The organism is Paraburkholderia sp. BGA-UO-ETr-F12 (assembly GCF_059567945.1).
In genome coordinates this window covers 71,598-94,897 of record NZ_JCAQOZ010000021.1, presented here as the reverse complement: position 1 = coordinate 94,897, position 23,300 = coordinate 71,598, and the positions used below count along the sequence as shown (strand labels likewise).

The following is a 23,300-nucleotide window of genomic DNA, read 5'->3' as shown; positions in this document are numbered from 1 at the left end:
CCCGTGTGAAAGTAGGTAATCGTCAGGCTCCCCTGCAGCATCAGAAACCCCACCCCGAAAAGGTGGGGTTTCTGCGTTTACGCACCCCGGAAATTCCTCTCAATACGGCCTCAACATCCTCTCTTCCGGGAAGTGTGCCTATCCTGCACGCCTTCACGAAACCCCGTTAATTCCCAACAGCTGCGTCCGAGAACTTACACACCAGCAGCGAAGCAAGCGACACACGCGAGGGTGCAGCGGGAGGCCACGGCATCAGCCATCGGCCAGTCCCCATCAGCAGCGTTATTTTTCCTGTGCCAGGAATCGTTGTGCCAGCCGAACCCAATACGTCGAGCCGATCGGCAACAATTCGTCGTTGAAGTCATAACTCGCGTTATGCAGCATGCAAGGTCCGGCACCGTGCCCCGAGTCCCGATGGCCGCCGTCTCCATTGCCGAGAAACGCGTAGCAGCCCGGTTTCGCCAGCAGCATGAACGAGAAGTCCTCGGCCCCCATTGTCGGCTCGACCGCGTCGTCGACATTTTCGGAACCGACAATTTCCTTCATGACCGCTGCAGCGAAGCGAGTTTCTTCGCTACTGTTGACCGTCGGCGGATAGTTGCGATGGAATTGGATAGTGGCCGAGCAATCGTAAGCCTCGGCCGTGCTCTCTGCGATCTTGCGCATGCGTGCTTCGATCAGATCGAGCGTTTCGGTGGTAAAAGTCCGCACGGTGCCTGCCAGCCACGCATCGTTCGGGACAACATTGAGCGCGTCGCCAGCGTGGATCTGGGTGATCGACAGTACCGCCGTATCGAGCGGCTTCTTGTTTCGCGTGATGATGCTCTGCAATCCGTTCGCGATCTGCACCGCTGTAAAAACGGGGTCGTGCCCGTTGTGCGGCAGTGCCGCATGCGAACCCACGCCCTTGATTTCAATGCGAAACTCGTTGCTGGACGCCATGATCGGGCCTTCGGTCACACCGAAGTGGCCTGCCGGCATCCCCGGCCAGTTGTGTATCCCGAAAACAGCATCGACTGGAAATTTAGCGAACAGACCGTCATCGATCATTGCCTGTGCGCCGGCGCCACCTTCTTCTGCCGGTTGAAAGATGAAGACGATCGTGCCGTCAAAATCGCCGTGCTTGACCAGATGCCGCGCCGCGCCAAGCAGCATCGCGGTATGTCCGTCATGGCCGCACGCGTGCATTTTGCCGTCGTTTTGCGAGCGATGACCGAAGGTATTGAGTTCCTGAATCGGCAGCGCATCCATGTCGGCGCGCAGTCCGATCGAGCGTGATCCGTTGCCGCGCTTCAGAATACCAACTACGCCTGTTTTACCCAATCCGCGATGAGTTTCGATGCCCCAGGACTCAAGTGTCCTGGCAACCAGCTCCGCTGTCGCAGTTTCCTCGTAGCGCAGTTCGGGGTGCGCATGAATGGTTCGTCGGAGGGTCTGGATTTCGCCGTGGGCGGCCTGGATTTCTGGGATAAGTTTCATGATAGAGCGCTTGTGCTTTGCTTTGCGTGGAATCGCTCGGGGCTATACCGCCCGGGCACGTTGATCCCTGATTCTACGCCGAAGGCATTTTTGGCGGCACTGCACGGGCCAACGGCCAGTGGACGTAATAAAATCCAAGGTCGCCTTACCGCTTACCGCTCTCCTGGACGGATCACTAATGAATGCTCCGACTGAATTCGCCCGCGCGGTGTGCCCGCACGATTGCCCTGACACCTGTGCGATGCGGGTGATCGTCGAAGACGGACGGGCAGTGAAAGTCGTCGGCGATCCCGATCATCCTCCGACTCAAGGCGCGCTATGTACCAAAGTCAGTCGCTATGCCGAGCGGGTGCATCATCCGCATCGGCTAACGACGCCGATGAAGCGAGTCGGCCGCAAAGGCGAGGGCCGCTTTGAGCCGATCAGTTGGGATGAGGCGTTCGAACTAGCCGCAACCCGCTTGTCAGAGATCGCGAACCGAGCGCCAGAAGCCATCGTGCCATACAGCTATGCCGGCACGATGGGGCTGGTTCAGGGCGACAGTATTGCGCAGCGGTTCTTTCACAAACTCGGAGCATCCCAACTGGACCGCACGATTTGTGCGGCAGCCGGTGCAGCGGGGCTTAAATACACCTACGGTGCCAGCGTCGGTATGCTCACCGAGTTTTTCGCCGAGAGCGAGGTCATCCTCATCTGGGGATCGAACCCCATCGCGTCGAACCTGCACTTCTGGACGCGAGCCCAGGAAGCCAAGCGCCACGGCGCACGGTTGATCGCGATCGATCCGTACCGCTCGCTGACGGCGGAAAAGTGCCATCAGCACGTTGCACTGAAGCCCGGAACCGACGGTGCTTTAGCGCTTGGCATGATCAACGTGTTGATCGCGGAAAACCTGCTCGATCATGCCTATATCGACGCTCATACGCTGGGCTTCGAAGAACTCAAGTCGCGCGCGCTTACCTATCCGCCCTCGCGTGCCGCGCAAATTTGCGGGATCGACGAGCAGGTGATCGTCGATCTTGCGCGTCTTTACGGCAGCACGAAAAAGGCCGCGATCAGGATGAACTATGGTCTGCAACGGGTGCGGGGCGGCGGCAACGCCGTACGTGCAATTGCCTGTCTGCCGTCGCTGACCGGTGCATGGCGAGAGCGGGCGGGTGGTGTTCTGCTGTCCTCGGGCGGATGGGCGCCGGTGGACTCGCATGCGTTGCAGCGTCCGGACCTGATGCCGGGCTGGCCGGCCAAGGCATCGCGCGTGATCAACATGAACGCAATTGGCAACGCATTGCTGCATCCGGGCGACGCTACATTCGGCCCGAAAATCGAAGCGATTGTGGTCTATAACTCGAATCCGGTCGCGGTTGCGCCGGACTCGGAGCGAGTCGCCGCCGGCTTTGCGCGCGAAGATCTGTTCACGATCGTGCTCGAGCATTTCCAGACCGACACCGCCGACTACGCCGATCTCCTGCTCCCCGCGACGACGCAGCTCGAGCATCTCGACGTCCACAAGTCGTACGGGCATACGCACGTGATGGCCAACTTGCCCGCGATAGCGCCGCTCGGCGATGCACGCCCAAACACCGAGATCTTTCGCGGCTTGGCGCGCCGCATGGGCCTCCAAGAGCCGGCGCTTTACGAGAGTGACGACGCTATTGCGGAGTCGGCGTTCCGCTGGAAAGACAAAACGCTCGACGGCGTCAGCTGGGAGTCGCTCAAGGAAACCGGCTGGGCGGCGCTGAACCTGCCAGACGCACCGTTTGCCGAGGGCGGTTTTCGCACGCCGTCGGGCAAATGCGAATTCTTCAGCGAGCGCCTCGCCCAGCAAGGGCTCGATCCGCTACCGGACTATCTGCCGCCTTACGAATCCGCAGATGGTGCCCCCGCGCTTGCCGCCCGTTATCCGCTTGCAATGATCTCGCCGCCTGCCCGTAATTTCCTGAACAGCACCTTCGTGAACATCGAAAGCCTGCGTTCGACGGAGGGCGAGCCACACCTCGACATCCACCCAGCCGACGCGCAACGGCGCAACATCGCGGACGGCGATCAGGTGCGCATATTCAACGATCGCGGCGCGATGCAGGCGCGCGCCCGTGTCACCGCGAAGACCCGTGAAGGGCTCGTGGTCGGCCTGTCGATCTGGTGGAAGAAGCTCGCACCCGACGGCCGCAATGCCAATCAGGTCACCAGCCAGGCGCTCACCGATCTGGGCGGATCAGCAACGTTTTACGACTGTCTCGTCGAAGTCGAACGTGCCTGAAAAAATATGCTCAAAAATCAGGCAAAAGCGACCCGCAACGGGTTCGAGGCTGCAGTCTAACCCGGCCGCTTTTCGCGAATAGTAAAGGGATGCCCATGCTACGATGCGTTTTTAGCACGACCATTCGAAAATAAAGGAGGAGACGCTGCATGGACAAAATCTGGCTGAAATCTTATCCACCCGGCGTTCCCGCAGAGATTGACCCGACTCGCTATTCGTCCGTCGCCGAACTGCTCGAAGAAGCGTTCCGCGAGCACCGCGCCAAACCGGCGTTCGTGTGCATGGGCAAGGAGATCAGCTACGGCGAGCTCGACGCGCTTTCGCGCCAGCTGGCCGCGTGGTTTCAGTCGAAGGGCCTGGCGCGCGGTGCGCGCGTCGCGATCATGATGCCGAACGTGCTGCAATATCCCGTCGCGATCGCGGCGATCTTGCGCGCGGGCTACGTGGTGGTGAACGTGAATCCGCTTTACACCCCGCGCGAGCTCGAGCATCAACTCAAGGACAGCGGCGCGGAAGCGATCATTCTGCTCGAAAACTTCGCCGTTACGCTGCAGGCGATCGTGCGCAATACGTCGATCAAGCACATCGTCGTCGCTGCAATGGGTGACCTGATGGGCATGAAGGGCACGCTGGTGAACTTCGTCGTGCGTCGGGTGAAGAAGATGGTGCCGGCGTGGAGCCTGCCCGGTCACGTCAGATTCAACGCGGCGATCGCCGAGGGCGGCCATCAGAATTTCAAGCCGGTTCAGCAAGGACCGGACGACGTCGCGTTTCTCCAGTACACGGGCGGCACGACCGGCGTGGCCAAGGGCGCGACGCTCCTGCATCGGAATCTGATCGCCAACGTGCTGCAGTCGGAAATCTGGCTCGATCCGGTTCGTGCTAACCGTACGGACATCGATCAGTTCATCACCGTGGTCGCGCTGCCGCTCTATCACGTCTTCGCGCTGACGGTCTGCGGACTGCTGACGATCCGCACCGGCGGCCTCGGCGTGCTGATCCCGAATCCACGCGACATCCCGGGCATGATCAAGGCGCTGGAAGGTTACCCGATCACGACGATTCCCGCCGTCAACACGCTGTACAACGCAATGCTCAACAGCCCGGACTTCCATAAGCTCGATTTTTCGAAGCTGATCGCAGCCAATGGTGGCGGTATGGCGGTCCAGGAAGCTGTCGCCAAGCGCTGGTTCGAGCAGACGCATACGCCGATCATTGAGGGCTATGGTCTGTCGGAGACGTCGCCGTGCGTCACCTGCAATCCGGTTACCGTTACGGAATATAGCGGCACGATCGGTTTGCCGTTGCCGTCGACGGAAATCTCGATTCGCGACGACGAAGGCAACGAGGTACCGCTTGGCCAGCCGGGCGAAATCTGCATCCGCGGCCCGCAGGTGATGGCGGGCTACTGGAACCGCCCGGACGAAACGGCCAAGGTCATGACGCCCGATGGCTTCTTCAAATCAGGCGATGTCGGCTTGATGAACGAAAAGGGCTTCGTCAAGATCGTCGACCGGAAGAAGGACATGATTCTGGTCTCCGGCTTCAACGTCTATCCGAATGAAATCGAAGATGTTGTGGCCAAAATGCCTGGCGTATTCGAAGTCGCCGCGGTTGGCGTGCCGGATCAGCACTCGGGCGAAGCGGTGAAGCTGTTCATCGTGAAGAAAGACCAGGCCCTGACAGATGCGGACATTTTCGCTTACTGCAAAACGCAGTTGACTGGCTACAAGCGGCCGAAGATCGTCGAATTCCGGACTGAATTGCCCAAGAGCAATGTCGGTAAGATCCTGCGTCGCGAGTTGCGCGACGGCCGGGCTTAAGCGCGGCTAAGTAGAAGAAGTTCACGCCGCTCTGAACAGATCTGCGCCGACAAGAAGTCGGGGCTAAGAAAAGGAAATGCGGAAAGGCCCGGCAGACGAAAGTCTGCCGGGCCTTTCACTTTCTGAGCCATCGTGCTCCATGCAACAAACCCACAGCCGGCAAATGCGCGAGGCACGCGCGGCCATAAAAAAAGGCGCCCGAAGGCGCCTTTGAGGCAGACTGCTTTATTACGACTTATTAGAACTTGTGACGGATACCGATGCGAGCCGTGAACTGGTTCTGGTTCGACGAGCCCGACAGGCCGTTGATACCAGCCGTTGCGTTGACAACGCCCGTGCCCGCTTGATTCAGCACCTGGCCCAGAGCGTGTTGGTACACACCCGTCACGTACACGTCGGTACGCTTGGACAGGAAGTAGTCCACGCCAACTGCGCCTTGGTGGTACTGAGCCGTCGATGCATTCTGGATGCTTGCGCCGCGCGTGTAGTCATACGCTGCGCCAACCAGCAACGCCGGGGTCAACTGATACTTGAAGTTGAGTTCCGCGTTGTTAAACGTAGCCGATTGACCGCGAACGGCCGGCTGTGCGAACGTCGTGCCCAAGTTTGCGAAACGGATGTTCGAGTACGTCAGGCCGATCGTTGCTGCGCCGAACGTGTATGCACCGCCCGCACCGACCACCTGGTATGTGTTAGCCGACGCGTAAGCGCCGTAGACCGGCGACGTCACTGCGAAGTTGGCAGCTACCGCCGGCGTGGTTGCCGTGGCCGCTGCTGCAAACGTGTTCGGGGAAATCGTGCCGCCATTGTTGAACAGGCCGCCCGATGCTGCCGGCGTGCGTGCGTTCAAGTAACCAACGCCCAAGACCAACGGACCGTTGTTGTAGCCAGCGCCCAACGACCAGATCTGATTGCCCGTAACGTTGCCAGCGATGCCGCCAAGGCTGTACGTGCCGCCGAACGTCAAACCGTTGTAGTTCGCGCTCGTGTACTTAATCGTGTTGTTCGTGCGGTATGCGTTGTTGAAGTTGTCGATGTCGCCCGGGTGAGCAGCGATGTAGCCGCCCCACTGGTCGCCCGCTTCCAGCGGACCAACGTAGTCAACCACGGAGTCGTATTGACGACCCAGCGTGACCGTACCGAATTGGCTCGACAGGCCGACGTAAGCTTGACGACCGAACATCAGGCCGCCTTGACCCAGCTTGCCGTTGTTCACGTCAAAGCCGTTTTCCAACACGAAGATTGCCTTCAGACCGCCGCCCAGATCTTCCGTGCCACGGAGGCCGAAACGCGAGCCTTGCAGAACGCCGCTGGACAGGTTGTACAGGTGCTTGCCACCCGAGTTGGTGTTGATGTTGAAGCCTTCGTCAATGATACCGTACAGGGTCACGCTGCTCTGAGCATGTGCGACGCCTGCGAATGCGCCCAGTGCTGCGAGAGCGAGAAGCGACTTTTTCATCGAATGATCTCCAAGGATTACGAATCTTTTGTACAAGGCGAATATTTGTCTAGCGTTGAGGCCTTGCTTGTCCAACTTCGCGAGAAGTTGCACGTAATGTAACAAAAGGCATACATGGCACAAAGAAAAAGGAGATGGGCAGGACGGCTCCTGTTTCGTTTACGCAACATGGTCTAAAATCAGAAATTGGCCCCCGGAATCGTTTGAATTCAAGGTCTTCGCGAATCCGGTTTTGCCCAGCAAAGCCTTGTCACGCGGACTTGTCGGCGCAACGGGGCAGTTGTCGAATCAGGGAGTGCTGAATGTTTCTGGACGAGTTGATTAGCGAGTTTGATCGGGGTTTACGCTCAATGACCGGCGTGTCGCGGATGAGTCGTCCGTTGCCAGTTCCGCAAGAATCGACGGCGGAGCTGGTCGAGCTTACCCCGGCGGAACGCGCGCACTCAGCCGGCTTGATGCGTGTTAACCATGTCGGCGAGGTGTGCGCCCAGGCGCTTTATCAGGCGCAGAAACTCGCTACCAGGTCGCCGTCCTTGCAGGCGGTGTTTAATCACGCTGCCATGGAAGAAGAGGATCATCTGGCGTGGACCGCCAAACGCCTCGAAGCGCTCGATTCCCGTCCAAGCCTGCTGAACCCGCTCTGGTACACCGGCGCGTTGGCAATCGGCCTCGCGGCAGGTCGCCTGGGTGATCGGGTGAGTCTCGGTTTCATGGCCGAAACCGAACGCCAGGTCGAACAGCATCTGGACAGCCATCTGGATCAATTGCCCGTGGCAGACCGCGAGTCGCGGGCGATCGTCGAACAGATGCGTGTGGACGAAGCCGAGCATGGCAAGTCCGCCATGGACGCAGGCGGTATCGAGTTGCCGTTCCCTGCTCGTGCACTGATGCGCGCGGTGTCGAAGGTCATGACGCGCACCGCGTACTACATATAAGTTCGAGCCCCCGGCTCACTTATCATCTCAAAGTGGGACGGCGCCTCGCACGCCGTCCGCTCGAATTACCCGGAACGCCAGCAAACACCTCCCGATCCCGCTTCACGATCTCTTACATTCCGCGCCTTTCCCTCGCACTTTTCACGTATCACCTTCACAAGGTTCACTAGCTCATTCATTTATAACGGTTTTCCGTTTTATGTCTGACATGAAAGAGTGGCGCTAAGTCCTTGTTCTAGCAAACAAAATTCGCTCGAAAAGCGCGTATCTCCCTTGACCCCTGTTTAGCGTTCCTCTAAAGTGGGAGACAGTGTGAGAAAGTGTATTTTTGTGTGATCTCATGGGCGGTTTGGGGTAGATTTTCACGAATCGGGCAGCCGGCGGAAAAGCGCCGCGAGCAACTAAGTTGCATGGGGGCGGAGTACAGCGCTGAAGCGCCAACTCCGGTCGACCGCAGTGGACTGCATGGGACCGGAGTAAGCGCTAAAGCGCTAACTCCGGTCGACAAGGGAGAGCGAAGTGTTCCAAGGGGCGTCGGCGCTGACGCTCGATGCGAAAGGGCGGATGTCAATTCCCTCTCGCTATCGGGATGCGCTGCAAACACAGGCAGAGGGCCGGGTGACGATCACCAAGCACCCGGACGGCTGCCTGTTGCTCTTTCCGCGCCCGGAGTGGGAAATCTTCCGCGACAAGGTCGACAAGCTGCCTATGAACGCAGCCTGGTGGAAACGCATCTTTCTCGGCAATGCAATGGACGTCGATATGGACGGCGCCGGCCGCGTGCTGGTGTCGCCCGAATTGCGCGCGGCCGGCTCGCTGGAAAAAGAAGTGAACCTGCTCGGCATGGGCCGTCACTTTGAATTGTGGGACGCACAGATTTACGCAGCAAAGGAACAGGCAGCGATCGCCGAGGGCATGCCCGAAGCGTTAAAGAATTTCACGTTCTGATCGCGGATTACATATATGGCACCTGCGATGAGAAACGAATTGCAGCATCGCACGGTGCTGCTGGAAGAGGCGGTCGAGGCGTTGGTCACGCGCGCGGACGGCGTTTATGTGGACGGTACGTTCGGGCGCGGTGGGCATAGCCGGCTGGTGCTGGAGAAGCTGGGCGAGTCGGGGCGTCTGATCGCGTTCGACAAAGACCCGCTTGCCATCGCCACGGCACAGCAGATTGCCGATCCGCGCTTTGGCATCGTGCACGAGAGTTTTGCTTCACTGCGCACCGCGATTGCGGAGCGCGGAGTAGGGCGGGTGTCGGGCGTTTTGCTGGATCTGGGCGTGTCGTCGCCGCAAATCGACGATCCGGAGCGGGGTTTTAGTTTCCGCGCCGACGGCCCGCTCGACATGCGGATGGACCCGACGCGCGGCGAGTCCGCGGCTGACTGGCTGGCGCGGGCCACGGTGCAGGAACTGACGGAGGTGATACGAGATTATGGGGAAGAACGGTTTGCTTTTCAGATTGCAAAGGCGCTTGTTGCTCGCCGGGCAGAGTCCGACCGTCTTGGGCCTCTCGTCAGCACGGGCGAGCTTGCCCAAATCGTGGCTAACGTCGTCAAAACCCGTGAGAAGGGCAAGGATCCGGCAACCCGCACCTTTCAAGCTATACGGATTCACATCAATCAAGAGCTTGCGGAGCTGCAAGTCGTTTTAGAAGCAGCGTTGTCGCTGTTGGAGCAAGGGGGGCGGCTGGTGGTCATCAGCTTTCATTCGCTCGAGGACCGGATCGTCAAGCGATTCATGCAGGCGCACGCCAGTACGCCTGCTGTGGATCGCCGTCTGCCGATTCGTGCCGTCGATCTGCCGAGCCCTCCGCTCAAAATCATCGGCCGCGTGTTCGCAAGCGACGCTGAAGTCGCCGCGAACCCGCGCGCCCGTTCTGCCGTGATGCGTGTGGCGGAGCGGATCGCACCATGAGTCGCCTCAATATCTTCCTGCTGATGATTGTGATGGGCTGCGCTTTGTCTGTCGTCAACGCTACCAATCAGCAGCGTCAGATCTTTATCCAGTTGCAGCGGGCGCAATCGCAGGAGCGCCAGCTGCAGCAGGATTACTCACAGCTTCAATATCAGCAGAGCGCGTTGTCGAAGACGTCGCGCATCGAGCAGATCGCCACTGATTCCCTGAAGATGCAATCGGTTACGACCGGACGCACCCAGTACCTGACGCTCGACCCGGGCGCCGCCAAGGCTGAGGATGCGCCGATTCCGACGTCCGGGCCGGCCTCGGCGCCGGCTGCGACCCGTCGCGGAGGCGTGCGATGAAAAAATCGTCGACTCGCAAAAGCGTCGCCTTTTCGGCGAACCCGATTCTGTCGGTGCGTCTGCCCATGTGGCGCTCGAAACTCGTCGTGTTCATGCTGTTCATGGCGTTTGTCGCGTTGGCCGGGCGCGCCTTCTGGATTCAGGGGCCCGGCAACGCTTTCTATCAGAAGCAGGGCGAGATCCGCTATCAGCGCCGTCTCGAGTTGCCGGCCACGCGCGGCAAGATCCTCGACCGCAACGGTCTCGTGCTCGCCACGAGTCTGCCGGTGCGCGCGGTCTGGGCGATTCCAGACTCGGTGCCGGATGATCTCGGCGCCGACAAGCTGAACCAGCTCGGCAAGCTGCTCGGCATGACGAACAAGGAGTTGCGCGCGAAACTGTCGGAGGACAAGAACTTTGTCTACGTGAAGCGCCAGGTGCCGGTCGACGTCGCCGAGAAAGTCGCCGCGCTGGATATTCCCGGCATTTACGAACGCGACGAATACAAGCGTTTCTATCCGGAAGGCGAGATCACGGCTCACCTGATCGGCTTCACCAATGTGGAAGACGAAGGCCAGGAAGGCGTCGAACTCGGCGACCAGAAGCTGCTCGCCGGCATGTCGGGCAGCCGCCGTGTGATCAAAGACCGCATGGGCCACATTATCGAAGACGTGGACGAACAGGTCGTGCCGCATAACGGTCAGGACGTCGATCTCTCGATCGACAGCAAGATCCAGTACATCGCGTACACGAACCTGAAAGCGGCCGTCGAGAAATTCAAGGCAAAAGCAGGCGCGGCGATGGTGATCGACGTGCGTACCGGTGAAGTGCTGGCGCTCGTCAATTACCCCACCTACAACCCGAACGACCGTTCGCACCTGACCGGCGATCAACTGCGCAACCGCATCCTGACGGACACCTTCGAGCCGGGCTCGATCATGAAACCGTTCACGGTCTCGCTGGCACTCGATCTGCACCGCGTGACGCCGACTACACTGGTTGATACAGGCGGCGGCCGTTTCGTGCTCGACGGTGCGCCGATTACCGACGACAGCGCGTTCGGCGTGCTGACGGTGGGCGGCGTGATCCAGAAGTCGAGCAACATCGGCGCGACGAAGATCGCCATGCAGCTCAAGCCCGAAGAGATGTGGAATATGTATACCAGCATCGGTCTCGGCCAGGCGCCGAAGGTCGGTTTCCCGGGCGCGGCGGCGGGCCGCCTGCGTCCGTGGAAGAGCTGGCGCCGCATCGAGCAGGCGACCATGTCGTACGGCTATGGCCTGTCGGTGTCGCTATTCCAGTTGGGACGTGCGTACACCGCGATCGCGCACGACGGCCAGATCATGCCGGTGTCGATTTTCCATACGCCCGGTGGCGATCAACCGGCCACGGGGCCGCAAATTTTCTCGCCCACTACCGCCCGCGAAGTACGTGCGATGCTCGAAACCGTGACGGCGCCGGGCGGCACGTCGCCGGACGCGGCGGTGCCGGGCTATCGCGTCGGCGGCAAGAGCGGTACTGCGTATAAGCACGGCGCTCATGGCTACGACCACTCCAAGTACCGCGCCTCGTTCGTCGGCATGGCGCCAATGCCGAATCCGCGTATCGTCGTCGCCGTGTCGGTCGACGAGCCGACGGCGGGCAGCCACTTCGGCGGCCAGGTGTCCGGTCCGGTGTTCTCGGCGATCGTCGGCGACACGCTGCGCTCGCTGAATGTGCCGCCGGATATGCCGGTCAAACAGATGGTCGTGTCGGACGATTCGGCGCCTGTTGCGCCGGCCACGCCGGCCACACCCGCCGTGGTGAAGAAGCTCGCCACCAGCGGCGGGGCGAAGAAGATGACGATTTCCGCCAACACCAAAACGCATCCCGGAGTTGTGCGATGAGCGCGCTGCGCAAGAAGCATCCAGCGCACCGGCAGATCGCCGACGCACTCAACTGGCTGCACGCGCGCGTGCAGCCAGGCGCGCATCTGCACGCCGACACGCGCACGGTCGCAGCGGGCGACGCTTTTTTCGCCTATGCGGTCGATGGCGCGGACAACCGCCCGTTCATCAGCAACGCGATCGAGCGCGGCGCAGCAGCCGTGCTGGTTCAGCCCGAAGGCTTTACGGACCCGATCGATCCGTCCAACACGCTGGCCGTGCCGGCGCTGAACGAACTCGCCGGTTCGATCGCGAGCGCCTGGTATAAGGATCCGAGCGACGGCATGCTGACCGTCGGCATCACGGGCACCAACGGCAAGACGTCGTGCAGCCAATGGATTTCCGCGGCGCTGACAGCGCTCGGCAAGCGCTGCGCAATCATCGGTACGCTTGGCACCGGTCTGCCGGGTCAACTCGTGCACACCGGTTTCACGACGCCTGACGCGCCGCAATTGCAGCGCAGTCTCGCGCAGTTGCGCGACGCCGGCGCAGCGGCGGTGGCGATGGAAGTGTCGTCCCACGCGTTGCATCAAGGCCGTGTGAACGGCACGGCGTTCGACATCGCCGTGTTCACAAATCTCACGCAAGACCACCTCGATTATCACGGCACGTTCGAAGCCTACGAAGCCGCTAAAGCGCGTCTGTTCGCGTGGCCGGAATTGCGCGCCGCGGTGATCAACCGTGACGATGCGGCCGGTCGGCGCCTGCTTGCCAGCACGAAGGGGCATGCCCGCACGATCGCCTACGGCCTCGGCGAAACGCTCAAAGATGCGCCAGAGGCCGACGCGTTGCTGCTCGCCTCGAATGTGCGCGCAACCGCGACCGGCACCGCGTTCCATCTGGCCACGTCGGACTGGGGCAATGCCGAAGTCGAAGTGCAAACGCTCGGCGCCTTCAACGTCAGCAATCTGCTCGGCGTGCTCGGCGCTTTGCTTGCAGCCGACATCCCCTTCAATGCGGCGCTCGCCGAACTGGCAAAGCTCGAGCCGGTCAACGGCCGCATGCAACGTCTCGGCGGCCGCGCGCAAAGCGACGAGCCGCTCGTCGTGATCGATTACGCGCACACGCCGGACGCGCTGGAAAAAACCCTGGAAGCGTTGCGCCCGATGGCGGCCGCGCGCGGTGGGGAACTGATCTGCATGTTCGGCTGCGGCGGCGACCGCGACGCGACCAAGCGTCCGCTGATGGGCGCGATCGCCGAGCGGCTCGCCGACGGCGTCGTCGTGACCAGCGACAACCCGCGCAGCGAAGATCCGCAAGCGATCATCGAGCAGATTGCAGCGGGCATGCAAGACGCGTCAAAGGTGCGCCGCATCGAGGACCGCGCAAGCGCGATCCTGCAGGCGATCCGCGGCGCCGCGCGTGAAGACGTCGTCGTGCTGGCCGGCAAGGGGCACGAAGCAACACAGGAAATCATGGGTAAGAAACGCGCTTTCTCCGATCAGGATCACGCTCGCCTCGCGCTCGCCGCACGAGCGACGCACGCACGCGGAGGTGGCGAATGAGCATGTTCTCGCTGCGTGAAGCCGCGGCGCTGATTCCCGGCGCAACCGTGCTGGGCGACGAAAGCGTCGCGTTCGAACGCGTTTCGACCGATAGCCGCAGCGCGGGTCCGGGCGACCTGTTCGTCGCGATCAAAGGTGAGCGTTTCGACGCGCACGATTTCCTGCCGGAAGTCGCGTCGCGCAACGTGACGGCCGTGCTACTGATGCGCGCGCCTGACAATTGGCATGTGCCGGCGTTGCGCGTAGCCGATACGCGTGTCGCGCTCGGCGCGCTGGCACGCGGCTGGCGGCAGAAATTCAACCTGCCCCTCGTTGCCGTGACCGGCAGCAATGGGAAGACGACGGTCAAGGAAATGATCGCGTCGATTTTCGCCGCCGCGGTTGGCGCGGATGCACGCCTCGCGACCGCCGGCAACTTCAACAACGACATCGGCTTGCCGTTGACGCTGTTCCGGCTGCACGCCGCGCATCAGCTGGCGGTGGTCGAGCTCGGCATGAACCATCCGGGCGAGACCTCGCTGCTCGCGAAGATCGCCGAGCCGACGGTCGCGGTGGTGAACAACGCGCAGCGCGAGCATCAGGAATTCATGGCGACGGTTGAAGCCGTCGCGCTCGAACATGCGAGCGTGATTCACGCGCTGACGCCGGAAGGGGTCGCTGTGTTCCCCGCCGACGATGCTTACGCGAGCATCTGGCGCGTCGCGGCGACCGGCAACCGCATTGTCGACTTCGCTTTGAACAACGCCGGGCGCACGACTGAAGCCGCTGTAACGGGCACGTTCGAAGACAACGTGTTGAGCATCGACACGCCGGAAGGCCACATCGACGTCACGCTGCAGGTACTCGGCGCCCACAACGCGCACAACGCGCTGGCCGCGACGTCGGCCGCGCTTGCCGCAGGCGTGTCGCTCGACGCGATCAAGCGTGGCCTCGAATCCTTCGGCGCCGTGAAAGGCCGTTTGCAGGTCAAGCGCGCAGTGCTCGGCACGCTAGCCGGCGCAACCGTGATCGACGACACCTACAACGCGAATCCCGACTCGATGCGTGCGGCGATCGACGTGCTTGCGTCGCGCGAATCGCCGCGTGTGCTGGTGATGGGCGATATGGGCGAAGTCGGCGATAACGGCCCGGCGTTTCATCGCGAAATCGGAGCGTACGCAAAGGAACGCGGTATCGATGCGCTGTACGCGATGGGCGACGCCTCGCGCGACGCCTGCACCGCGTACGGCCCAGGCGCGCATCACGTGGCCGATATCGGCACGCTGGTCGCGCAATTGCAGCAAGCCGCTTTCGGCTCCGCTGCAACGCTTCTCGTGAAAGGCTCGCGCTTCATGCAAATGGAGCGCGTGGTGGACGCCGTAACGAGTCCACAACCCAACGCAGCGGGCAGTGCGCCCGCCGCACACTGAAATAGAAGGACCGAAGCATGCTACTGGCGCTGGCGCAATGGCTGCAGAATGACGCAAGCTTCTTGCGCGTGTTCAGTTATCTGACATTCCGTGCGGTGATGGCCACCATCACCGCGCTGCTGATCGGGCTCGTCTGCGGCCCGGCGGTGATCCGCAAGCTGACCGCGATGAAGGTCGGCCAGGCCGTCCGTAAAGACGGCCCGCAAACCCACCTCGTCAAATCCGGTACGCCGACCATGGGTGGCGTACTGATTCTGCTGGGTATCGCGGTGTCGACGTTGCTGTGGGCCGATCTGACCAATCGCTTCATCTGGATCGTGATGCTGGTCACGTTCGGCTTCGGCGTGATCGGCTGGGTCGACGACTACCGCAAGGTGGTCTACAAGGACCCGCGCGGGATGTCGTCGCGCGAAAAGTATTTCTGGCAGTCGGTGATCGGACTGTTCGCGGCGGTGTATCTCGCCTTCAGCGTGTCTGAAGCGAGCAACGTGCGCGTGTTCGACCTGTTCATGGCGTGGGTGCGCAGCGGTCTGTCGATGGGCTTGCCGGCGCGTGCCGACCTGATGCTGCCGTTCGTCAAATCGATCAGCTATCCGCTCGGCGTATGGGGCTTCATTGTGCTGACGTATCTGGTGATTGTCGGCGCGAGCAATGCGGTGAATCTCACGGACGGTCTCGACGGTCTCGTGATCATGCCGGTCGTGCTGGTCGGCGCGTCGCTCGGTGTGTTCGCCTATGTGATGGGTAGCTCGGTTTATTCGAAATACCTGCTGTTTCCGCACATCGCCGGCGCGGGCGAATTGCTGATCTTCTGTTCGGCAATGGGCGGGGCAGGGCTCGCGTTCCTCTGGTTCAACACGCACCCGGCGCAGATGTTCATGGGCGACGTCGGTGCTCTCGCCCTGGGTGGCGCGCTCGGCACGGTCGCGGTGATCGTGCGTCAAGAAATCGTGCTCTTCATCATGGGCGGCATTTTCGTCGCGGAAACGCTCTCCGTGATGTTGCAGGTGACGTGGTTCAAATTCACCAAACGCCGCTTCGGCGAAGGGCGGCGCCTCTTCAAGATGGCGCCGCTGCATCACCATTTTGAATTGTCGGGCTGGAAAGAAACGCAGGTGGTCGTGCGTTTCTGGATCATCACGTTGATGCTGTGTCTGTTCGGTTTGTCCACGCTCAAGTTGCGTTAAGTCGTATTCAGGGGAAGCAGGCGATGTTTGGCGAGAAGTTTCGGGATCGGCAAAAGCCGATGGTGCTCGTGCTGGGACTCGGTGAATCCGGTCTCGCGATGGCGCGCTGGTGCGCGCGGCACGGCTGTCGGCTGCGTGTGGCCGATACGCGTGAGGTACCGCCGAACCTGTCCGCGCTGGAAGCGCACAGCGTCGACGCTGAATTCGTCGGCGGCCCGTTCTCGCTGTCATTGCTCGAAGGCGTCGAACTTGTGGCGATCAGCCCGGGTTTGTCGCCGCTCGCCGCCGATTTGCTGCCGCTGATCTCGGCCGCGCGTGAGCAGGACATCCCCGTATGGGGCGAACTCGAATTCTTCGCGCAAGCGCTGAAGACGCTCGGCGAAAGCGGTTACGCGCCGAAGGTGATTGCGATCACCGGTACTAACGGCAAGACCACGACGACGAGCCTCACCGGCCTGCTGTGCGAACGTGCCGGCAAGAAGGTGGCGGTGGCGGGCAACATCAGCCCGGCTGCGCTGGACAAACTCAGCGAAGCAATCGACAACACGGCGCTGCCCGACGTGTGGGTGCTGGAACTGTCGAGCTTCCAGCTGGAAACCGCGCATACCTTTTCTCCAGACGCAGCCGTCGTGCTGAACATCACGCAGGATCACCTGGATTGGCACGGTGGCCTCGATGCGTACGCCGCCGCGAAGGGGCGCATTTTCGGACCGCAAACCGTACGTGTGCTGAACCGCGACGACTCGCGCGTGATGGCGTTAGCGCCTTCGGCCGACTCCGACGCAGCGATGATCACCTTTGGCGTCACCGAGCCGAAGAACGACGGTGACTATGGTCTGTTGCGCGAGAACGGCATGATCTGGCTGGTCGAAGCGCACGATCTCGACGCCAGCGACGAACCCGCGCCGACGCGCCGTCGCAAGAACGAAGTGGCGGCACCCAAGAATATCGCGCTCAAACGCCTGATGCCGGCCGACGCGCTGCGTATCCGCGGTTTGCACAATGCGGCCAATGCATTGGCCGCGTATGGCCTCGCGCGCGCGATCGGTCTGCCCGGCGCGCCGCTCCTGCACGGCCTGCGCGAATATCGCGGCGAGCCGCATCGCGTGGAATTGATCGCGTCGATCGAAGGGATTGATTACGTCGACGACAGCAAGGGCACCAACGTTGGCGCGACAGTTGCCGCGCTCGATGGTCTCGCGCAACGCGCGGTGCTGATCGCCGGCGGCGACGGCAAGGGTCAGGATTTCGAACCGCTGGCAGCACCGGTAATGCGTTGGTGCCGCGCCGTGATGCTGATCGGCCGAGACGCACCGCAGATTCGCGCCGCGCTGGAAGACACCGGCATTGCAATGACCGACCACGCGACGCTCGAAGAAGCGACGCGGGCCGCCACCGCATTGGCGCAGCCCGGCGACGCCGTGCTGCTGTCGCCGGCTTGCGCGAGCTTCGACATGTTCAAGGGTTACGCACATCGCGCAGCGGTGTTCCGCAGCACGGTGGAAGACATCGCGGCTGAACGGGGGACGATGATATGAGCTGGTCGGAACGATTCGGTTCGCGCCTCGCCGGCTCCCGTGCCGGCAATGGCAGTGGCGATGCCGCGACCACCGGCCGCAGCGCGGGTCGTGCTAGTGGCAGTGGTCTTTCGAGCGCGGTGAACGGCGTGCGTCCGCTGCGCTCGCGGATGCTCGACTACGATCATTCGTTGCTGTGGGTCGTGGTCGCGTTGCTCGGGCTGGGTGTCGTCATGGTGTACTCGGCGTCGATCGCCATGCCTGACTCGCCGAAGTACGCGTCGTACCGCGACTACGCATTTCTCGTGCGCCAGATCATTTTCGTGGTGATGGGTTCGGTGATCGGCGTCGTGGCGTTCCGCGTTCCGATCTCGACGTGGGACAAGTACGCACCGAAGCTCTTCCTGATTTCGCTGGCGGCTTTGGTGATCGTGTTGATCCCGCACGTCGGCAAGGGCGTGAACGGTGCGCGCCGCTGGATTCCGCTCGGCATCACGAATATGCAGCCGTCGGAAATCATGAAGCTGGCCGTAACGATTTACGCGGCGAACTACACGGTGCGCAAGCAGGAATATATGCACAGCTTCGCCAAGGGCTTTCTGCCGATGGCGGTGGCAGTGGGTCTGGTCGGCGCGTTGCTGCTGCTCGAGCCGGACATGGGCGCGTTCATGGTGATCGCCGCGATTGCGATGGGCGTGCTGTTCCTCGGCGGCGTGAACGGCAAGCTGTTCGGCGGCCTGGTGGCCACCGCGGTCGGTACGTTCACGTTGCTGGTGTGGGCCTCGCCATGGCGGCGTGAGCGGATCTTCGCCTACCTCGATCCGTGGGACGACCGTTACGCGCAGGGCAAGGCTTATCAATTGACGCACTCGCTGATCGCGTTTGGGCGCGGCGAATGGTTTGGCGTGGGCCTGGGCGGCAGCGTCGAGAAACTCAACTATCTGCCGGAAGCGCATACCGACTTCATTCTCGCGGTGATCGGTGAGGAACTCGGTTTTGTCGGCGTGCTGGTCGTGATCCTGATGTTTTACTGGATCGTGCGCCGCTCGTTCGAGATCGGCCGTCAGGCACTCGCACTCGACCGCACCTTTGCCGGGCTGGTCGCGAAGGGCATCGGCATCTGGTTCGGCGCGCAGACTTTCATCAACATGGGCGTGAACCTCGGCCTGCTGCCGACGAAAGGTTTGACGTTGCCGCTCGTCAGTTACGGCGGTTCGGGCATCTTGCTGAATTGCGTGGCGGTCGCGGTGCTGATGCGCGTGGACTACGAGAACCGGGTGCTCATGCGTGGAGGGAAAGTATGACCCCCATGCAGCAACGCACGTTGATGGTGATGGCCGGTGGCACCGGGGGACACGTGTTCCCGGGGCTCGCGGTCGCGCACCTGATGCAGGCGTGGGGCTGGAAGGTCGTATGGCTCGGCAATCCCGCGGGCATGGAAGCCACGCTCGTGCCGAAACACGGCATACCGATGGAATACGTGCGCTTCGGCGGATTGCGCGGCAAGGGGCTGAAGACCAAGCTGATGCTGCCGCTGAATCTGCTGCGCGCCTGCTCGCAAAGCCTGAGTGTGTTGCGTCGCGTGAAGCCCGACGTGGTGCTCGGCATGGGTGGTTACATTACGTTCCCGGCGGGTTTGATGACCGCGTTGAGCGGCCGTCCGCTGGTACTGCATGAACAGAATTCGATTGCGGGTCTCGCTAACAAGGTGCTCGCGAAAGTCGCCAAACGGGTACTGGTTGCATTCCCGAATGCACTGCCGCATGGCGAATGGACCGGAAACCCGATTCGTGAGGAACTTGCGCGCGCAATTGCACCCAAAGCACGCTACGCGGCGCGCAGCGGTCCGCTGAATGTGCTGGTGGTAGGCGGCAGCCTGGGCGCGGCGGCGTTGAACGAAGTGGTGCCGCGCGCGGTTGCGCTGCTGGCGCCAAATGAACGCCCGCGCATCGTGCATCAGGCGGGCGCGAAGCATATTGAAGCGCTGCGTGAGCACTACGCGGCGGCGGGTCTGCAAGCGGGCGCGGATGTAGAACTCGTGCCTTTCATCGACGACATGACGAGCGCGTACGCAAACGCGGATCTGGTGATCTGCCGGTCGGGCGCGATGACGGTGTCGGAGATTGCGGCGGTCGGGGTGGCGGCGTTTTTCGTGCCGTTCCCGTTTGCAGTAGACGATCACCAAACCACTAATGCAGCGTTCCTCGCCGACAACGGCGCGGCGCTGGTCGTGCAGCAACGCGATCTGTCGGCGCAGCAACTCGCCGACTGGTTGCGCAGCCAGACGCGAGAGATGCTCGCGGAAATGGCGGAGCGTTCGCGCTCGCTCGCGAAACCCGACGCCACGGAACAGGTCGCGAAGATTTGCGCGACTGTGGCGGGTTCGATTTCGGGCGCGAGCCCAGAAGGAAAGCAATGAAACACATCGTCAAACATATTCACTTTGTCGGCATCGGCGGTGTCGGCATGAGCGGCATCGCGGAGGTGCTGGTCAACCTCGGCTATCAGGTGAGCGGCTCGGACCTGTCGAGTAACGCGATCACCGATCGACTCGCCGCGCTCGGCGCGCGTATTGCGATTGGTCACGCGGCAGAAAACATTGAAGGCGCGAACGCCGTGGTCGTTTCCACCGCGGTGCGCAGCGACAACCCGGAAGTGCTGGCCGCGCGTCATCGCCGCATTCCGATCGTGCCGCGCGCCGTGATGCTCGCGGAACTGATGCGTCTGAAGCAGGGCATCGCGATTGCCGGCACGCACGGCAAGACCACGACCACTTCGCTGGTGGCGAGCGTGCTGGCGGCGGGCGGTCTCGATCCGACGTTCGTGATCGGCGGACGCCTGATCAGCGCGGGCGCGAATGCGCGTCTGGGAACGGGCGACTTCATCGTCGCCGAAGCGGACGAGTCGGACGCGTCGTTCCTGAATCTGTTCCCGGTGATCGAAGTCATCACGAATATCGACGCCGATCACATGGACACATACGGGCACGACTTCGCGCGCCTGAAGCAGGCGTTCATCGAATTCACGCACCGTTTGCCGTTCTATGGGATCGCGGTGCTGTGCGTCGACGATCCGAATGTCAAGGAAATTCTGCCGTTCGTGTCGAAGCCGATCATCCGCTATGGCTTCGCGCCGGACGCACAGGTGCGCGCGGTCAACGTCGAAGCGCGTGGCGGCAAGATGCACTTCACCGCAATGCGTGAAGATGCCGCGCCGCTCGACATCGTGCTGAATCTGCCGGGCGAGCACAACGTGCAGAACGCGTTGGCCGCGATCGCGATTGCGACTGAACTTGAAGTGAAAGATGCCGATATCCAGCGAGCACTCGCGGATTTCAACGGCGTGGGCCGCCGCTTCCAGCGTTACGGCGAAGTGCCGGTCGTGTCGGAAGGCAAAGCAGCCGGCACGTACACGCTGGTTGACGATTACGGTCATCACCCGGTGGAAATGGCGGCGACGGTCGCGGCGGCGCGTGGCGCGTTTCCGGGGCGGCGTCTGGTGCTGGCGTTCCAGCCGCACCGCTTCACGCGCACGCGCGATTGCTTCGAAGATTTTGTGAAGGTGCTGTCGACCGTCGACGCGCTGGTGCTGACCGAAGTCTATTCGGCCGGTGAAGCGCCGATCGTCGCCGCGGATGGCCGCGCGCTGGCGCGCGCATTGCGCGTGACGGGCAAGGTCGAGCCGGTGTTTGTCGATACGGTGGATGAAGTGCCGGACGCGCTCTCAGCAGTGGTGCGCGACGGCGATGTGGTGATCACGATGGGCGCGGGTTCGATCGGCGGCGTGCCGGGACGCCTCGCGCAAGAAACGAAGGTATGAGTGAAATGAGCAGCATCGACCCTAAACAATTCGGCAAAGTGGCAGTCCTGCTCGGAGGGGATTCCGCCGAGCGCGAGGTGTCGCTCAATTCGGGCCGCCTCGTGCTGCAAGGTCTGCGCGACGCCGGCATCGACGCGCATCCGTTCGACCCGGCCGAGCGTCCGCTCGCCGCGTTGAAGGAAGAAGGCTTCGTGCGCGCGTTCAACGCGCTGCATGGCGGTTACGGCGAGAACGGCCAGATTCAGGGCGCACTGGATTTTTACGGCATTCGTTATACCGGTAGCGGTGTGCTTGGTTCGGCGCTCGGTCTGGACAAGTTCCGCACCAAGCTCGTGTGGCAGCAACTCGGCATTCCGACGCCGCCCTTCGAGGCTGTGCTGCGCGGCGACGACTACGAAGCACGCGCGAAAGATATCGTCGCTAAGCTCGGCTTGCCGCTGTTCGTGAAGCCGGCTAGCGAAGGCTCGAGCGTCGCGGTGATCAAGGTGAAAAGCGCCGACGCATTGCCGGCGGCGCTGCTCGAAGCGGTCAAGTACGACAGGATCGTCGTGGTGGAAAAGAGCATCGAAGGCGGCGGCGAATACACGGCGTGCATCGCGGGCGATCTGGACCTGCCGGTGATCCGTATCGTGCCGGCCGGCGAGTTCTACGACTATCACGCGAAGTACATCGCCAACGACACGCAGTATCTGATTCCGTGCGGTCTGCCGGCGGACGAAGAAGCGCGCCTCAAAGTGCTGGCGCGCCGCGCGTTCGACGTGCTTGGCTGTACCGATTGGGGGCGCGCCGATTTCATGCTCGACGCCGCCGGCAACCCGTATTTCCTTGAAGTGAACACGGCGCCTGGCATGACCGATCACTCGTTGCCGCCGAAAGCGGCGCGCGCGGTGGGCATCAGCTATCAGGACCTGGTGGTCGGCGTGTTGGCGCTGACGCTTAAGGACTAACTAAGGACTGACCGGGGCAACCCGAAAGCAACACCATGTGGAACAACGTTCGCCAGCTCAATCTCGCCGCCAACGCATTGCATGCGGTGCTGGTGCTCGTGCTGCTGGCGGCTGGCGGTTACTGGCTGATTCAGCGTCCGAATTTCGCGCTGCGCGAAATTCAGATCGACGGCGACACCGAGCACATCAATTCGCCGACGGTGCGCGCCGGAGTGGTAGGCCGCCTGAAGGGCAACTTTTTTACGGTGGATCTCGACGTCGCGCGGCAGGCGTTCGAGCAGATGCCCTGGGTGCGTCATGCGAGCGTACGGCGGGTCTGGCCCAACGCGCTGGCTGTCACGCTCGAAGAGTACAAACCCCTTGGTACGTGGGGTAGCGATCAGTTGGTAAGCGTGGATGGCGAGCTGTTCACCGCGAACCAGGGCGAGCTCGAAGAAGAGCTGCCCGCGTTCGACGGCCCGGACGGTACGGCAAAAGAGGTCGTCGCGCGTTATAGCGATTTCAAGAAGTGGTTTGCGCCGTTGGGCGCAACGCCGGAGGAAGTCACGCTGTCGCCGCGTTATGCGTGGACGGTGAAGCTGTCGAACGGAATGCAGGTGGAGCTTGGGCGCGAACGCAATCAGGACACGCTGCTCGATCGGACCCGCCGCCTGACCGCGGCGTGGAATGCGGTGACGCAACGTTGGGGAAAGGATATCGAGTATGCAGACTTGCGCTATCCGAACGGTTTCGCGATTCGTGCCGCTGGCATGCGCTTTATCAGCGAACCCGACAAGGGCAAGAAGTAAACGGACA

At 62.0% G+C, this 23,300-nt stretch carries 18 protein-coding genes; 16 read left to right on the top strand and 2 right to left on the bottom strand.

The features are described from left to right. Positions 1-282: 282 nt before the first annotated feature. Positions 283-1,479 carry a M20 aminoacylase family protein gene (locus tag AC57B6_RS08610; RefSeq protein WP_025564426.1) on the bottom strand — a complete coding sequence of 399 codons (1,197 nt, stop codon included), beginning with the start codon at positions 1,477-1,479 and terminating at the stop codon, positions 283-285. A 178-nt stretch (positions 1,480-1,657) separates the two neighbouring features. Between AC57B6_RS08610 and AC57B6_RS08605 the strand changes: the two genes are divergently transcribed. Further along, the gene (locus AC57B6_RS08605) at positions 1,658-3,736 is read left to right on the top strand and encodes a molybdopterin-containing oxidoreductase family protein (protein ID WP_178369233.1); all 2,079 of its coding nucleotides are present in this window, start codon (positions 1,658-1,660) and stop codon (positions 3,734-3,736) included. 149 nt (positions 3,737-3,885) lie between these two features. Then, complete coding sequence (locus tag AC57B6_RS08600; RefSeq protein WP_406867571.1) at positions 3,886-5,559, top strand: long-chain fatty acid--CoA ligase; 1,674 nt, start codon at positions 3,886-3,888, stop codon at positions 5,557-5,559. A 238-nt stretch (positions 5,560-5,797) separates the two neighbouring features. On the opposite strand, the gene AC57B6_RS08595 is transcribed toward AC57B6_RS08600, so the two are convergent. Continuing rightward, on the bottom strand, positions 5,798-7,018 hold the full coding sequence (locus tag AC57B6_RS08595; protein WP_025647925.1) for a porin: 1,221 nt from the start codon (positions 7,016-7,018) through the stop codon (positions 5,798-5,800). A 302-nt stretch (positions 7,019-7,320) separates the two neighbouring features. On the opposite strand from AC57B6_RS08595, the gene coq7 reads away from it, so the two are divergent. The 14 genes from coq7 (at position 7,321) to AC57B6_RS08525 (ending at position 23,293) form a co-directional block, all read left to right on the top strand. Then, a complete protein-coding gene (gene coq7, locus AC57B6_RS08590) occupies positions 7,321-7,953 on the top strand; it encodes a 2-polyprenyl-3-methyl-6-methoxy-1,4-benzoquinone monooxygenase (protein ID WP_030100910.1) in 633 nt (210 codons plus the stop codon). A gap of 519 nt (positions 7,954-8,472) precedes the next feature. Next, positions 8,473-8,901: a division/cell wall cluster transcriptional repressor MraZ gene (gene mraZ, locus AC57B6_RS08585; protein WP_025647927.1), complete on the top strand. Its 429-nt coding sequence runs from the start codon at positions 8,473-8,475 to the stop codon at positions 8,899-8,901. A 15-nt stretch (positions 8,902-8,916) separates the two neighbouring features. Next, positions 8,917-9,870, top strand: a complete 954-nt coding sequence (gene rsmH / locus AC57B6_RS08580) for a 16S rRNA (cytosine(1402)-N(4))-methyltransferase RsmH (protein ID WP_183796268.1) — start codon at positions 8,917-8,919, stop codon at positions 9,868-9,870. Beyond that, positions 9,867-10,217 carry a cell division protein FtsL gene (ftsL, locus tag AC57B6_RS08575; protein WP_025647929.1) on the top strand — a complete coding sequence of 117 codons (351 nt, stop codon included), beginning with the start codon at positions 9,867-9,869 and terminating at the stop codon, positions 10,215-10,217. The genes rsmH and ftsL overlap by 4 nt, the downstream gene beginning before the upstream one ends. Next, positions 10,214-12,082 (top strand): peptidoglycan D,D-transpeptidase FtsI family protein, encoded by a 1,869-nt coding sequence (locus AC57B6_RS08570; RefSeq protein ID WP_028196498.1) that lies wholly within the window; start codon positions 10,214-10,216, stop codon positions 12,080-12,082. The genes ftsL and AC57B6_RS08570 overlap by 4 nt, the downstream gene beginning before the upstream one ends. Further along, a complete protein-coding gene (locus AC57B6_RS08565; protein ID WP_496420987.1) occupies positions 12,079-13,626 on the top strand; it encodes a UDP-N-acetylmuramoyl-L-alanyl-D-glutamate--2,6-diaminopimelate ligase in 1,548 nt (515 codons plus the stop codon). The genes AC57B6_RS08570 and AC57B6_RS08565 overlap by 4 nt, the downstream gene beginning before the upstream one ends. Further along, positions 13,623-15,035 carry a UDP-N-acetylmuramoyl-tripeptide--D-alanyl-D-alanine ligase gene (locus tag AC57B6_RS08560; RefSeq protein ID WP_252888461.1) on the top strand — a complete coding sequence of 471 codons (1,413 nt, stop codon included), beginning with the start codon at positions 13,623-13,625 and terminating at the stop codon, positions 15,033-15,035. Before AC57B6_RS08565 ends, AC57B6_RS08560 begins: the two co-directional genes overlap by 4 nt. Before the next feature lie 17 nt (positions 15,036-15,052). Beyond that, on the top strand, positions 15,053-16,222 hold the full coding sequence (mraY, locus tag AC57B6_RS08555; protein ID WP_028196495.1) for a phospho-N-acetylmuramoyl-pentapeptide-transferase: 1,170 nt from the start codon (positions 15,053-15,055) through the stop codon (positions 16,220-16,222). A 23-nt stretch (positions 16,223-16,245) separates the two neighbouring features. Then, positions 16,246-17,760 carry a UDP-N-acetylmuramoyl-L-alanine--D-glutamate ligase gene (gene murD, locus AC57B6_RS08550; protein WP_281663456.1) on the top strand — a complete coding sequence of 505 codons (1,515 nt, stop codon included), beginning with the start codon at positions 16,246-16,248 and terminating at the stop codon, positions 17,758-17,760. Then, complete coding sequence (gene ftsW / locus AC57B6_RS08545; RefSeq protein WP_028196493.1) at positions 17,757-19,043, top strand: putative lipid II flippase FtsW; 1,287 nt, start codon at positions 17,757-17,759, stop codon at positions 19,041-19,043. Before murD ends, ftsW begins: the two co-directional genes overlap by 4 nt. Next, complete coding sequence (gene murG / locus AC57B6_RS08540) at positions 19,040-20,158, top strand: undecaprenyldiphospho-muramoylpentapeptide beta-N-acetylglucosaminyltransferase (protein WP_496420986.1); 1,119 nt, start codon at positions 19,040-19,042, stop codon at positions 20,156-20,158. The genes ftsW and murG overlap by 4 nt, the downstream gene beginning before the upstream one ends. Then, on the top strand, positions 20,155-21,558 hold the full coding sequence (gene murC / locus AC57B6_RS08535) for a UDP-N-acetylmuramate--L-alanine ligase (RefSeq protein WP_028196491.1): 1,404 nt from the start codon (positions 20,155-20,157) through the stop codon (positions 21,556-21,558). Before murG ends, murC begins: the two co-directional genes overlap by 4 nt. 5 nt (positions 21,559-21,563) lie before the next feature. Continuing rightward, a complete protein-coding gene (locus AC57B6_RS08530; protein WP_106354234.1) occupies positions 21,564-22,505 on the top strand; it encodes a D-alanine--D-alanine ligase in 942 nt (313 codons plus the stop codon). Between the two features lie 35 nt (positions 22,506-22,540). Then, complete coding sequence (locus tag AC57B6_RS08525) at positions 22,541-23,293, top strand: cell division protein FtsQ/DivIB (RefSeq protein WP_046567681.1); 753 nt, start codon at positions 22,541-22,543, stop codon at positions 23,291-23,293. The last annotated feature ends 7 nt before the right edge of the window (positions 23,294-23,300 follow it).

Bases quoted from the DNA above. Each gene is read 5' to 3' on its own strand.
- AC57B6_RS08610 (WP_025564426.1), bottom strand. From the start codon at position 1,479: ATGAAACTTATCCCAGAAATCCAGGCCGCCCACGGCGAAATCCAGACC.
- AC57B6_RS08605 (WP_178369233.1), top strand. From the start codon at position 1,658: ATGAATGCTCCGACTGAATTCGCCCGCGCGGTGTGCCCGCACGATTGC.
- AC57B6_RS08600 (WP_406867571.1), top strand. From the start codon at position 3,886: ATGGACAAAATCTGGCTGAAATCTTATCCACCCGGCGTTCCCGCAGAG.
- AC57B6_RS08595 (WP_025647925.1), bottom strand. From the start codon at position 7,018: ATGAAAAAGTCGCTTCTCGCTCTCGCAGCACTGGGCGCATTCGCAGGC.
- coq7 (WP_030100910.1), top strand. From the start codon at position 7,321: ATGTTTCTGGACGAGTTGATTAGCGAGTTTGATCGGGGTTTACGCTCA.
- rsmH (WP_183796268.1), top strand. From the start codon at position 8,917: ATGGCACCTGCGATGAGAAACGAATTGCAGCATCGCACGGTGCTGCTG.
- ftsL (WP_025647929.1), top strand. From the start codon at position 9,867: ATGAGTCGCCTCAATATCTTCCTGCTGATGATTGTGATGGGCTGCGCT.
- AC57B6_RS08570 (WP_028196498.1), top strand. From the start codon at position 10,214: ATGAAAAAATCGTCGACTCGCAAAAGCGTCGCCTTTTCGGCGAACCCG.
- AC57B6_RS08565 (WP_496420987.1), top strand. From the start codon at position 12,079: ATGAGCGCGCTGCGCAAGAAGCATCCAGCGCACCGGCAGATCGCCGAC.
- AC57B6_RS08560 (WP_252888461.1), top strand. From the start codon at position 13,623: ATGAGCATGTTCTCGCTGCGTGAAGCCGCGGCGCTGATTCCCGGCGCA.
- mraY (WP_028196495.1), top strand. From the start codon at position 15,053: ATGCTACTGGCGCTGGCGCAATGGCTGCAGAATGACGCAAGCTTCTTG.
- murD (WP_281663456.1), top strand. From the start codon at position 16,246: ATGTTTGGCGAGAAGTTTCGGGATCGGCAAAAGCCGATGGTGCTCGTG.
- ftsW (WP_028196493.1), top strand. From the start codon at position 17,757: ATGAGCTGGTCGGAACGATTCGGTTCGCGCCTCGCCGGCTCCCGTGCC.
- murG (WP_496420986.1), top strand. From the start codon at position 19,040: ATGACCCCCATGCAGCAACGCACGTTGATGGTGATGGCCGGTGGCACC.
- murC (WP_028196491.1), top strand. From the start codon at position 20,155: ATGAAACACATCGTCAAACATATTCACTTTGTCGGCATCGGCGGTGTC.
- AC57B6_RS08530 (WP_106354234.1), top strand. From the start codon at position 21,564: ATGAGCAGCATCGACCCTAAACAATTCGGCAAAGTGGCAGTCCTGCTC.
- AC57B6_RS08525 (WP_046567681.1), top strand. From the start codon at position 22,541: ATGTGGAACAACGTTCGCCAGCTCAATCTCGCCGCCAACGCATTGCAT.